General features: G+C 54.8%; 11 protein-coding genes, 1 pseudogene and 1 riboswitch. Of the genes and pseudogenes, 8 read left to right on the top strand and 4 right to left on the bottom strand.

Annotation, left to right across the window (positions count from 1 at the left end; all coding sequences use genetic code 11):
* The first annotated feature begins 89 nt into the window (after positions 1–89).
* A riboswitch (M-box (ykoK) riboswitch) is annotated at positions 90–271 on the top strand.
* Positions 272–326: 55 nt separating this feature from the next.
* Positions 327–1,340 (top strand): magnesium transporter, encoded by a 1,014-nt coding sequence (locus ACMYSP_RS13925; RefSeq protein WP_434582638.1) that lies wholly within the window; start codon positions 327–329, stop codon positions 1,338–1,340.
* 33 nt (positions 1,341–1,373) lie between these two features.
* Here ACMYSP_RS13925 and ACMYSP_RS13920 read toward each other — a convergent pair.
* Positions 1,374–1,763: pseudogene (locus ACMYSP_RS13920) on the bottom strand (nuclear transport factor 2 family protein); the annotation flags it as partial.
* Between the two features lies 1 nt (position 1,764).
* On the opposite strand from ACMYSP_RS13920, the gene ACMYSP_RS13915 reads away from it, so the two are divergent.
* Positions 1,765–2,493: a LysR family substrate-binding domain-containing protein gene (locus tag ACMYSP_RS13915; protein ID WP_434582637.1), complete on the top strand. Its 729-nt coding sequence runs from the start codon at positions 1,765–1,767 to the stop codon at positions 2,491–2,493.
* Positions 2,494–2,513: 20 nt separating this feature from the next.
* Here the strand turns inward: ACMYSP_RS13915 and ACMYSP_RS13910 are convergent, their stop codons facing one another.
* The gene (locus ACMYSP_RS13910; protein WP_434582636.1) at positions 2,514–3,707 is read right to left on the bottom strand and encodes an NAD(P)/FAD-dependent oxidoreductase; all 1,194 of its coding nucleotides are present in this window, start codon (positions 3,705–3,707) and stop codon (positions 2,514–2,516) included.
* A 230-nt stretch (positions 3,708–3,937) separates the two neighbouring features.
* Here ACMYSP_RS13910 and pitA point away from each other — a divergent pair, with 230 nt between their 5' ends.
* The 3 genes from pitA to ACMYSP_RS13895 all read left to right on the top strand — a co-directional run bounded on the left by pitA (position 3,938) and on the right by ACMYSP_RS13895 (position 6,368).
* Positions 3,938–5,437: an inorganic phosphate transporter PitA gene (gene pitA / locus ACMYSP_RS13905; RefSeq protein WP_434582635.1), complete on the top strand. Its 1,500-nt coding sequence runs from the start codon at positions 3,938–3,940 to the stop codon at positions 5,435–5,437.
* A gap of 175 nt (positions 5,438–5,612) precedes the next feature.
* On the top strand, positions 5,613–5,957 hold the full coding sequence (locus tag ACMYSP_RS13900) for a polymorphic toxin type 44 domain-containing protein (RefSeq protein ID WP_434582634.1): 345 nt from the start codon (positions 5,613–5,615) through the stop codon (positions 5,955–5,957).
* A gap of 3 nt (positions 5,958–5,960) precedes the next feature.
* Positions 5,961–6,368: a hypothetical protein gene (locus ACMYSP_RS13895; protein WP_434582632.1), complete on the top strand. Its 408-nt coding sequence runs from the start codon at positions 5,961–5,963 to the stop codon at positions 6,366–6,368.
* 43 nt (positions 6,369–6,411) lie between these two features.
* Here the strand turns inward: ACMYSP_RS13895 and uspB are convergent, their stop codons facing one another.
* Positions 6,412–6,747 (bottom strand): universal stress protein UspB, encoded by a 336-nt coding sequence (uspB, locus tag ACMYSP_RS13890; RefSeq protein ID WP_123757229.1) that lies wholly within the window; start codon positions 6,745–6,747, stop codon positions 6,412–6,414.
* Between the two features lie 379 nt (positions 6,748–7,126).
* On the opposite strand from uspB, the gene uspA reads away from it, so the two are divergent.
* Both uspA and dtpB read left to right on the top strand, forming a co-directional pair.
* Entirely contained in the window at positions 7,127–7,564 is a 438-nt protein-coding gene (gene uspA / locus ACMYSP_RS13885) for a universal stress protein UspA (protein WP_004126268.1), read from the top strand.
* A 335-nt stretch (positions 7,565–7,899) separates the two neighbouring features.
* Complete coding sequence (dtpB, locus tag ACMYSP_RS13880) at positions 7,900–9,348, top strand: dipeptide/tripeptide permease DtpB (RefSeq protein ID WP_434587096.1); 1,449 nt, start codon at positions 7,900–7,902, stop codon at positions 9,346–9,348.
* A 36-nt stretch (positions 9,349–9,384) separates the two neighbouring features.
* Here dtpB and ACMYSP_RS13875 read toward each other — a convergent pair whose 3' ends face one another.
* Positions 9,385–9,888, bottom strand: a complete 504-nt coding sequence (locus tag ACMYSP_RS13875; protein ID WP_123757227.1) for an RrF2 family transcriptional regulator — start codon at positions 9,886–9,888, stop codon at positions 9,385–9,387.
* Between the two features lie 232 nt (positions 9,889–10,120).
* On the opposite strand from ACMYSP_RS13875, the gene ACMYSP_RS13870 reads away from it, so the two are divergent.
* Entirely contained in the window at positions 10,121–11,323 is a 1,203-nt protein-coding gene (locus ACMYSP_RS13870) for an NAD(P)/FAD-dependent oxidoreductase (RefSeq protein WP_434582631.1), read from the top strand.
* The last annotated feature ends 91 nt before the right edge of the window (positions 11,324–11,414 follow it).

Raw genomic sequence — 11,414 nt, 5'->3', positions numbered from 1 at the left:
TGGTTTATCAATCGTTTATCAACGATTGATAAACCACGTAAATGATACGCTTTCACAACAATTTCACCTCCCTATAATGGCCGCTCATTTAACGATCTCGTTATGGCGAGGCTCCTGCATAAACATAAGTTACCGCCCTGCTGGTATCGAGAGAGACCACTCAGGGAAATACAGGCATCCATCGAATCAAGGTGTTGCCAAGGTAACTTCTGGCGGTATTTTCCGTTCAGATACGTTGTGCAGTGCTAAAACCAGGACGTAGGGATCTGCCTGTGCGCACCCTGTCTTGTTCGCCCCTATGAGTGATTTTTTATAGGGTATACCTCATGTCAACTATTCAGCACTGCACCGCGCACCTGCCCGCTGCCAATTTTGACGGCGACGCTATCGCGCAATACATGCGTACCGATTTTATCACCCTGCCTGAGCACCTCAGCGTCTCTGAGGCACGGGAACTGTTTATCTCCCGACTCACCAGCGATGAGATCCCCGGCCAGGTCTTTGTGATGGCCGGCAAGAAACTGCGCGGGAGTTTATCGATTAAAAAACTGCTCCAGGAGAACGAAACGGCGCAGCCCATTCGCTACCTGATGGACAGCTGTCTGTTTCGCGTCAGGCCCGATGACGAGCGCCAGCAGGTGGTGGCGGAGTTGACCGAACGCGGGCTCGATCTGGTGCCAGTGGTCGACAAGGGCGAGCTGGTGGGCTGCCTGATGGAAAAAGAGATTGCCCATCTGCTGGAGGATGACGTCACCGAAGATGTTCATCGCCAGGGGGCAACGCTGCCGCTGGATCAGCCCTATCTGGAGATCAGCCCGTGGACGCTGTGGAAGAAGCGAGCGGTATGGCTGCTGCTGCTGTTCGTGGCGGAGGCCTATACCAGCAGCGTGCTGCAACACTTTGGCGAGGCGCTGGAGTCCGCCATCGCGCTGGCCTTTTTCATCCCGCTGCTGATTGGCACCGGCGGCAACAGCGGTACGCAGATCACCTCCACGCTGGTGCGCGCCATGGCGCTGGGGGAAGTCCGACTGCGTGATATGGGACGGGTGATTCGCAAAGAGGTGACCACATCGCTACTGATTGCCATTACTCTTGGGCTGGCGGGATGCATCCGCGCCTGGATGATGGGCATCGGCATGGAAATCACGATGATCGTCAGCCTGACGCTGGTGTGCATTACCCTGTGGAGCGCGGTGGTGTCGTCGGTGATCCCGATGGTGCTCAAACGCGTCGGGATTGACCCGGCGGTGGTCTCCGCACCGTTTATCGCCACGCTGATTGACGGTACCGGGCTGATTATTTACTTCAAAATCGCCCAGCACTTTCTTGGCCTGAATTAATCACCTCGGGGGGGCGCCAGCGCGATGCGACAACTATGCCGAGAGCCAGCGCATTCCTGCGGCTTTCATCTCTCGCTCCTGGTCGCTGCCCCGGGTAGCAAACACGCGTTGTACCGGAAAACCACTCTGCTCTAGCAGATAACCAAGCGCGGCGTATTCACGCGGGTATTTTGCGACCAACGAGGCGTCAATCTCCGTGGGTCCCTGCGGGAAAGTGAAGGTCCCCATATCGTAGATACTCTGACGATGGAACAACCGCCACACGCCGTCGCGCTTTTCAGCCATATCATAAAAACGGTTATGGCACTCACAGCCGATATTCAGCCGGGTGTTTTCAGCAATAATCACCGCGCAGGTTTCGAGAATGGCCCGGCTGCCGTCATCGCTAAACTGCACGACGGGGGAAGCGATAAGGTGACGGGTGATGCTGACTGAAGCCGGGAAACTGCTGCAGATTCAGGCGCAAAATATCCTCGCCCAGACTGAGCATAGTCGCTTAATGGTAGAACGCTCTCTCAAAGGGGAGATGGGTCGGGTACGAGTCGGTTTTGCCGGCAATGCGGTGCTCAGTGGCCTGCTAATTGCCGATATGCGGCTTTTTCACCAGCGTTATCCGCTGGCCGAACTGACGGTGCAAGAGCTGGAACCGCATCAGCAAATTGATGCGATTCTTCATGACCAGTTGGATATTGGCTATTTGCCGGACTTTCAGGGAGCAAACCACCCGGCGCTGCACTGCGAAGCCGTCGGCAGCTGGCAACGGTTTGTGGCAATGAGACAGGATAACCCGCTGGCCGTGTACCCGCAGCTGACCGTGGCGATGCTGGCGGAGGAGCCGCTGATCCTCTATGCCAGCCACGATGCGGATGCGCAGCTGACGTCTGTTCTGCAGACGCTCAACGGAGGGAATGCCCAGCGTATATCCCGCGCGTCAGGAACGCTGAGCGTGCTGGCGATGGCCGGCGCCGGACTGGGCGTGGCACTGGTCCCCGAACCGGTAGTGCAGGTCGGCATTCCGGGGATTGTCTATCGTCCCCTGAATGACCCGGCGCTTTGCGCCAGTCTGCTCCGGGTGAGCCGTAAAGAGGAGATTAACGGCGCTGCGCGTGCCTGGCAGGCGCTATTCCGCCACGATTCAGAGGCAGAAAGCTAACCCGACAGACGGCGTGATTGTCACTCGCCCGCCAGCGCCTGTGCGCAGGCCCAGGCGGAAGACCACGCCCACTGGAAGTTATAGCCGCCCAGCCAGCCGGTCACATCCATCACTTCACCGATAAAGTAGAGTCCCGGCGCCTTCCGGGCTTCCATCGTGCGCGACGACAGTTCGTTGGTATCCACGCCGCCGAGGGTCACTTCTGCGGTACGGTAGCCTTCAGTGCCGTTCGGCTGGACGCGCCAGGCGGTCAGCGTTTCCACCAGCAACTCCTGATCGCGCAGGTTCAGTTGTTTCAACGTGACGTCCGGTATCTGTCCCAGCAGCTGCAGGCACTCCACCAGGCGCTTCGGTAACTGCATAGCGAGAGTGTTTTTCAGGCTCTGGTTCGGGTGCTCGCGGCGCTGCTCGTTGAGAAAATCATCAAGATGGCAATCCGGCAGCAGATTGATACTGACAAACTCACCCGGCTGCCAGTAGCTGGAAATTTGCAACACCGCTGGCCCGGAGAGGCCACGGTGGGTAAACAGCAGATTTTCACGGAACAGCGTGCCGTCCTGCGCCGTGATGGTCGATGGTACCGAGACGCCGGAAAGAACCTGCAGCTGTTCCAGCAGCGGTTTGTGCAGAGTGAAGGGCACCAGGCCCGCACGAGTGGGCAGCACCTTGAGGCCAAACTGCTCGGCAAGCTTATAGCCGAACGGCGAGGCGCCCAGCCCCGGCATCGACAGGCCTCCCGAGGCCACCACCAGTTTTTTCGCCGCTACCGCGTCGCCATTCAGCTGCAGGGTGTAGCCCTCATCATCGCGCTCAACGCTGATAATCTCGCTGCGCAGGCGGATCTGCACCGCCCCTTTTTCGCATTCGGCCAGCAGCAGGTCGACAATTTGCCCGGCGGAGTCATCGCAAAACAGCTGGCCGAGGGTCTTCTCGTGCCAGGCAATGCCGTGTTTGCCGACCAGCTCGATAAAATCCCACTGGGTGTAGCGCGCCAGCGCAGATTTGCAAAAATGCGGATTTCGGCTCAGATAAGCCGCCGGCTCAATATACATATTGGTAAAGTTGCAGCGCCCGCCGCCGGACATCAGGATCTTACGCCCCGGCTTTTTGCCATTATCCAGCAGCAGCACACGTTGCCCTGCCTGGCCCGCCAGTGCTGCACAAAACATTCCCGCCGCACCGGCGCCGATTACAATGGCATCAAACCTTTCCACACAACTTTCCTCATATCCCGATTGTCGGGAATTGTAAATTTTTCACTCTGGTCGCACCAGCACGAAAATCCATGTATTTAGATACATCATTGAAAGATATAAGATTAATCTCAAGCGAGTGAAAAACAGACAGGAAGAAAATCAAAAAAAGTCTATATTTCACTTTGCCCGCGCCGCTAAAGTCCCTGATAATGCGCCGCGTTCATGTCCTCAAAATGGCGTAACGTCCTATGCTACATTTATTTGCCGGTCTGGATTTACATACCGGGCTATTACTATTGCTTGCTTTAGCTTTCGTGCTGTTTTACGAAGCGATTAACGGCTTTCATGATACCGCAAACGCGGTTGCAACTGTGATTTACACACGCGCAATGCGGTCGCAACTTGCTGTTGCGATGGCGGCCCTCTTCAACTTCTTCGGCGTGCTGTTAGGTGGCCTTAGCGTCGCTTATGCCATCGTGCATATGCTGCCGACCGACCTGCTGCTTAATATGGGTTCCGCACATGGCCTCGCCATGGTGTTCTCTATGTTGCTAGCCGCGATTATCTGGAACCTCGGCACCTGGTATTTTGGTCTGCCAGCCTCCAGTTCACATACGCTGATCGGCGCTATCATCGGTATTGGTTTAACCAATGCGCTGATGACGGGCACCTCAGTGGTTGACGCGCTGAATATCCCGAAAGTGCTCGGCATTTTCGGTTCGCTTATCATCTCGCCGATCGTCGGCCTGGTGGTAGCAGGCGGGCTGATTTTCATTCTGCGTCGCTACTGGAGCGGTACTAAAAAACGCGCCCGTATCCACCTGACCCCGGCTGAACGTGAAAAGAAAGACGGTAAGAAAAAGCCGCCATTCTGGACCCGTATTGCGCTGATTCTGTCGGCTATTGGCGTATCGTTTTCGCACGGTGCCAACGATGGTCAGAAAGGCATTGGTCTGGTCATGCTGGTACTTATCGGCGTCGCTCCGGCGGGCTTCGTGGTCAACATGAATGCCTCCGGTTACGAAATCACCCGGACTCGTGATGCGGTCAACAACGTGGAAACCTTCTTCCAGCAGCGCCCTGAGCTGTTGAAGAAAGTCACCGGCGTTGACCAACTGGTACCGTCTCCGGATGCCAGCGCGACGCCAAACGGCGGTGAATTCCATTGCCACCCGGCGAACACCATCAACGCCCTGGACCGTGTGAAGACCGCGTTGACCGGTATCGAAAGCTATGACGCCCTTTCGGTCGATCAGCGTGCTCAGCTGCGCCGCATTATGCTGTGCATCTCCGATACCACCGACAAAGTCGCGAAGCTTCCGGAAGTGAATGCAGACGATCAGCGCCTGCTGAAGAAACTGAAAACCGATATGCTGAGCACCATCGAGTACGCGCCAATCTGGATCATTATGGCGGTTGCGCTGGCGCTGGGTATCGGCACCATGATCGGCTGGCGCCGCGTGGCGACCACTATCGGTGAGAAAATTGGTAAGAAAGGCATGACCTACGCACAAGGTATGTCAGCCCAGATGACCGCCGCCGTATCGATTGGTCTCGCGAGCTATACCGGTATGCCGGTTTCTACCACTCACGTGCTCTCCTCCTCTGTTGCGGGGACGATGCTCGTCGATGGCGGTGGCCTGCAGAGAAAAACCGTCACCAGCATTCTGATGGCGTGGGTTCTCACCTTACCGGCCGCGATTCTGCTCTCCGGCGGATTGTACTGGCTCTCGCTGAAGCTTATCTAATCGGTTGAGTGCGACAAAAAAGCGGGTCAGGAAACTGACCCGCTTTTTTTATGGTTGCTATTTGCCATGAGGTATTTGATAACATGAGGATTTTCTGAACATTTTTTGTTCAACGTCAAAACACAGAAAAAACTATCTTGGCGGCCAGAAGAAAAATCCAAACAAAGGAGAATGTATGGCTTCTGTCCCGATTCCAGGACCGGGTTCAACCGTTATAGCGAACAATATGCGTGAGGCACGCCTTAACGGAATGTCACGCAATATGGCCACGCCCTCAACGTATTATTGGTTCTACCAAAAAGTCCGAAATGGCGGTCCCTGGGATTATAAAAAATTCGACCCATATTTTGCTGCATTTGGTAACTTCAACTTCGGATCCGCTGGTACTGCGGCAGGTATCCCTGCAAACATCCTTCTTATGGGTGCAGGCTGGGCTCAAGGCCGGCATGGGGAAAATGGTACGAAAAGCCGCCTTACGGAGATGACCCGACGGATCAACGTAACATCAGAGAAGGAATAGAGTATGCCATTCAAAACGGCTATTAAATGGATTCATCGCCTTGTTACCGTTTCGCTTCTGGCTGTAGTCATTGGATTCCTCTGGTTAAACCATCAGCCCAATCAGCGAAATAGCGATGAGCTACAGCGCGTTTATAAATTATCCGATAGCGTCTGGCTCTATATGACCGTGAACAATCAGGGTGGTACAACCGTACCCACAATCTACCGTTACTATCTCTCAGAGTCGATCGCAGGGAAAGATACCGACATTATCCATCAGCTTGCTATGAAGCATCCTGTCATTGAGGGTACCGGCACGATTACCTCGGCTAGTCTTGATACAAACGGAGAAGTGAAAATTGCCTATAGCGGGAAGGTTACTTCGATTGAGAACAATATCTCCAGTCTCCGGTTCTCAGTTAAACCCTGAGCCAGATGAAAGAAGGCGGGGCTTTCCCCGCCTGCTGTGATGCTCAGTGCCAGATTAACAGCGCAATCAGACTCACCACCACCAGGCCACAGAGCGCGCTGGTCAGAATAAATTGCCGCCGTACCCGCTCGCAGCGACGAATAAACTCATCATCATGATGATCGCGATAACGTTGGCCGTAGATATACCAAACCAGACGCATCTGTTTACCCGGCTGCCCATGCGAGGTGAAAAAGCCGCCACCATCGACATATTGATAAAGCAAGGGATCGCAACCACGTAGCACAACCAATAACGCACGCAGTGAAGAGAAGTAGCGTGCCATATTCACCACACAAACGATACACAGGGCCCAAAACAGCGCAATAGTGCTGATCATACGTCCTCCCCGGCGACCCACCCTCGGAGACGTCTCCGGGGCTAGCGCTCCCCAATACCCAACCCAACATACAATACAAGAGTGCGATACCGATCACGTTTATTTATCCGATCGGCTCATTAAATAGTGTAGGAGATCAGTCAATTTTTTTACCACAAGGTTAATCGTTATCAATACGTAAGACGGATATATTTGTTTAACTTTTGGTGGACCAGGTGCATTGACGGAGCGCGAGGGGCGCTATAAGGTAGAAATATCTTCTACAATTAAGTCCTTAACAAGCTGAACCCCCGCGGATTAGCGCGCAGGACGCGGGCGAAGCGACAGCACCAGCTGTCTGGTCCAATGGTCATCGACAACTTATGGAAGGAGTAACACTATGGCTTACAAACATATTCTTATTGCAGTAGACCTCTCCCCGGAAAGCAAAGTGCTGGTAGAAAAAGCCGTTTCAATGGCGCGACCTTACAATGCCAAGGTTTCTCTGATTCACGTAGATGTGAATTACTCCGACCTCTACACCGGTCTGATCGATGTCAATCTGGGTGACATGCAGAAACGCATTTCCGAAGAGACCCACCACGCGCTGAGCGAACTGTCCACCAATGCGGGCTATCCGATTACCGAAACCCTGAGCGGCAGCGGCGATCTCGGTCAGGTGCTGGTTGATGCGATTAAAAAATACGATATGGACCTGGTGGTCTGCGGTCACCATCAGGATTTCTGGAGCAAGCTGATGTCCTCCGCACGCCAGCTGATCAACACCGTTCATGTCGATATGCTGATTGTTCCGCTGCGCGACGAAGAAGACGAATAACCGTCGCTCTGTAGACCAGCAGAATGCCAACGCCCGCGATTGCGGGCGTTGTTGTTTTTACGGGGTGTGAATCGCCCTGAACGTTATTTCTCATGGTATCCCTCCCTTGCCTCCCCTCACAATTACTCCAGAACATCAATCCATAAAATTATTAATGATTAGTGTGATAAACCAATTATAAGAAATATAATTCGTATAATAATCTACAAACACAGCAAATGACCGAATCATTGCGCTTAAGAATACTTTTTCAGCGCGTTCTGGCATACGCGTTCATACTTTTTTGGGATAGAACTTTAAGGCGAAGGAATATGAAAACTACTGCACCTACTGGGTTGTTGCAGCAACCACGGCCGTTCTTCATGATTTTTTTTGTGGAGTTATGGGAGCGATTTGGCTATTACGGCGTCCAGGGGATTCTGGCCGTCTTCTTTGTTAAACAGCTTGGATTTTCTCAGGAACAGGCGTTTATTACCTTTGGTGCCTTTGCGGCGCTGGTGTATGGCCTGATCTCTATCGGCGGGTATGTCGGCGACCATCTGCTCGGCACCAAACGCACGCTGGTTCTCGGTGCAGTGGTGCTGGCGCTGGGCTACTTTATGACCGGGATGTCGCTGCTCAAGCCCGACCTGATTTTTATCGCTCTGGGGACTATCGCCGTCGGCAACGGCCTGTTTAAAGCCAACCCCGCCAGCCTGCTGTCAAAATGCTACCCGCCCAAAGACGCGCGTCTTGATGGGGCCTTCACCCTGTTTTATATGTCGATTAATATCGGCTCGCTGCTGTCGCTGTCGCTGGCCCCGGTGATCGCCGAAAAGTTTGGCTATGCCGTCACCTATAACCTGTGCGGCGCGGGGCTGATTATCGCGCTACTGGTCTATTTCGCCTGTCGGGGAATGGTCAAAGATATCGGTTCTGAGCCGGACCATCGTCCCTTAGTGCTGCGTAACCTGCTGTATGTCCTGGTGGGTACGGTGGCGATGGTGTTCCTCTGCGCCTGGCTGCTGCATAACGTCAAAATTGCCAACCTGGTGCTGATTGTGCTCTCCATTGTGGTGATCATTTTCTTCTTCCGCGAGGCCTTCAAACTCGATAAGACCGGGCGCAATAAAATGTTTGTCGCCTTTATCCTGATGCTGGAGGCGGTGCTGTTTTACATTCTGTACGCGCAGATGCCGACCTCGCTCAACTTCTTCGCCATTAATAACGTCCATCACGACATTCTCGGCATCACCATTAACCCGGTGAGCTTCCAGGCGCTGAACCCATTCTGGGTAGTGGTAGCCAGCCCGGTACTGGCGGCGATATACACGCGCCTGGGCAATAAAGGCAAAGACCTGACCATGCCGATGAAGTTTACCCTCGGGATGTTTTTATGTTCGCTGGGATTCCTGACCGCGGCGGCGGCAGGGATTTGGTTTGCCGATGCCCAGGGGCTGACGTCACCGTGGTTTATCGTGCTGGTGTACCTGTTCCAGAGCCTCGGTGAATTGCTGATTAGCGCCCTCGGGCTGGCGATGGTCGCCGCGCTGGTGCCGCAGCATTTGATGGGCTTTATTCTGGGGATGTGGTTCCTGACTCAGGCGGCCGCTTTCCTGATGGGCGGCTATGTTGCGACCTTCACCGCCGTGCCGGAAAACATCACCGACCCGCTGCAAACCCTACCGATCTACACCAACGTCTTCGGCAAAATTGGCCTGGTGACGCTGGGAGTGACAATAGTGATGGCAATTCTGGTGCCGTGGCTCAACCGGATGATCAATACGCCGACCAGCGACCAGTAACGCTATGGTTAACCTCAGCGGGCAACACGGCTGGGGTTAACCTTTGCGCGCGGCAATCCAGTCCTGTACTTCGATAACAAACTCGTCCGGCGCTTTGCGGTACATCTTACGCGCCAGGTCCAGAATCGTATGCTGTCCCAGGGCCTCTTCCATGCGCTGCTGGGCCATATCCATCACCGATCGCACGCCGCAGATCCCTTCGCAGGCCCATTCCGGCGGACGTTCGTCAAACACCGCCAGCCGCTGGCGAATTTCCCGACACTCAAAAATGCGCTTATCGCCATCAATGGCGTTCACCACATCGAGTACCGTGATGTGTTCCGCCGGCTTCGCCAGCTGGAATCCGCCGCCCTTACCTTCCGTGCTGCGCACCAGGCCGGCCTTCGAGAGGCGGGTAAAGATTTTGGCCAGGTAATCGTAGGGCACGCTTTGCAGATCGGCGATTTCGCGCACGCTCATATCGCGGGCGTCGCCTTTGCTGTCCACCATACACATCAGGCTATGAATGCCGTACTCAACACCGGAACTGTAGAATGCCATGCTCTTATCTCAGCCAAAATAAATCTGAGTTATTGTAGCTTTTTCGCCATAGCCTTGCCACAAGGATAAAAGTTCCCGCCGGCCATAAAATTTTTAAACTTTTTATTATCAATTAGATAAATACAAATACCCCCACCCAAACCGCTTCGCGTCACAAATCAGATTGCAATCACATACTACGACAAATAAAATCCGAGTAAACATATCGTCGTTAACAGTGAGTGAAACCATCATGGGTAAACAAATTCTGGTTGTCGGTGCCGGCTTTGCAGGAATGTGGGCCGCGCTTAGCGCCGCTCGCCTGGCCGATCAACATCAATCACAGGCCGTAGAGGTAACGGTGATTGCGCCGCAGCCTGAACTGCGGGTGCGTCCGCGCTTTTATGAAAATGCCGTCGAGACCCTGGTGGCGCCGCTGCAGTCGTTGTTTGATGTAACCGGCGTGCGCTTCCTGCGCGGGACGGTTTCCCGGATCCTTCCGGCCAGCAAAACCGTGACCTGGACCGATGCCAACGGCGTCACGCAGCAGCAGAGCTACGACCGGTTAGTTCTGGCCAGCGGCAGCCACGTCAACCGTTCACTGGTGGCCGGCGCCGATACCCACGCCTTCGATCTCGATCAGCTGGAGAGCGCCAGCGTGCTGGAATCGCACCTGAAATCCCTCGCCCATGAGGCTGACAGTGAGTCACGCAATACCGTGGTCGTGTGCGGCGGCGGCTTCACCGGTATCGAGATGGCGCTGGAGCTACCCGGCAAATTGCGGGCGATCCTCGGCTCGAATGCTAAGACCAGAGTAGTCGTAGTTGAGCGCGGCCCGCAGCCGGGTTCACGCTACAGCGAAGCATTGCGCGAGGTTATCGTCCAGGCCTCTGCAGAGCTTGGCGTTGAGTGGCGGGTGAACACTGAAGTAGAGCGTGTCGATGCCGACGGCGTGATGCTGAAAGACGGCCAGAGAATCGCCTCCCGGACTGTTATCTGGACCGTTGGCGTCGAGGCTAACGGCCTGACGGCGCAGATTGATGCCCCGCGCGATCGCCTGGGCCGCCTGCATGTGAATACGGCGCTTCAGGTGGTGGGTTATGACGATATCTATGCGACCGGTGACGTGGCCTATGCCGCCACCGATGACAAAGGTAACCATGCGTTGATGACCTGCCAGCACGCGATCTTGCTGGGTAAGTTTGCCGGGAATAACGCGGCTGCCAGCCTGCTCGACGTAATGCCGCTGCCCTATCGTCAGGAAAACTATGTGACCTGTCTCGACCTCGGCGCGTGGGGGGCGGTTTATACCGAAGGCTGGGATCAGCAGGTGAAGCTGACCCGGGAAGAGGCGAAAAAGCTGAAGATGTCCATTACCCAGGAGTTGATCTATCCGCCAAAGGCCGAGAAAACCGCCGCCTTTGAGATGGCCGACCCGCTGGCACCGTTTGTTTAATCCGTACCCCTCAGGGGATCTCCCGGAGGCGGTGCTACGCACCTGTCCGGGCTACAACATCTCAAACCGCATGGACCCGTAGCCCGGTCAG

Origin of the sequence: Klebsiella sp. R390, assembly GCF_051131745.1 — a bacterium.
In the GTDB taxonomy this organism is placed as follows: Bacteria; Pseudomonadota; Gammaproteobacteria; order Enterobacterales; family Enterobacteriaceae; genus Klebsiella.
Note: the sequence above shows the minus strand (reverse complement) of the source record. Positions and strands in the feature narration are given on the sequence as shown.

What these genes read in the sequence shown, in the direction of transcription:
- pitA (WP_434582635.1), top strand. Translation starts at nt 3,938, where the DNA reads ATGCTACATTTATTTGCCGGTCTGGATTTACATACCGGGCTATTACTA.
- ACMYSP_RS13915 (WP_434582637.1), top strand. Translation starts at nt 1,765, where the DNA reads ATGCTGACTGAAGCCGGGAAACTGCTGCAGATTCAGGCGCAAAATATC.
- ACMYSP_RS13900 (WP_434582634.1), top strand. Translation starts at nt 5,613, where the DNA reads ATGGCTTCTGTCCCGATTCCAGGACCGGGTTCAACCGTTATAGCGAAC.
- uspB (WP_123757229.1), bottom strand. Translation starts at nt 6,747, where the DNA reads ATGATCAGCACTATTGCGCTGTTTTGGGCCCTGTGTATCGTTTGTGTG.
- ACMYSP_RS13870 (WP_434582631.1), top strand. Translation starts at nt 10,121, where the DNA reads ATGGGTAAACAAATTCTGGTTGTCGGTGCCGGCTTTGCAGGAATGTGG.
- ACMYSP_RS13895 (WP_434582632.1), top strand. Translation starts at nt 5,961, where the DNA reads ATGCCATTCAAAACGGCTATTAAATGGATTCATCGCCTTGTTACCGTT.
- uspA (WP_004126268.1), top strand. Translation starts at nt 7,127, where the DNA reads ATGGCTTACAAACATATTCTTATTGCAGTAGACCTCTCCCCGGAAAGC.
- ACMYSP_RS13875 (WP_123757227.1), bottom strand. Translation starts at nt 9,888, where the DNA reads ATGGCATTCTACAGTTCCGGTGTTGAGTACGGCATTCATAGCCTGATG.
- ACMYSP_RS13925 (WP_434582638.1), top strand. Translation starts at nt 327, where the DNA reads ATGTCAACTATTCAGCACTGCACCGCGCACCTGCCCGCTGCCAATTTT.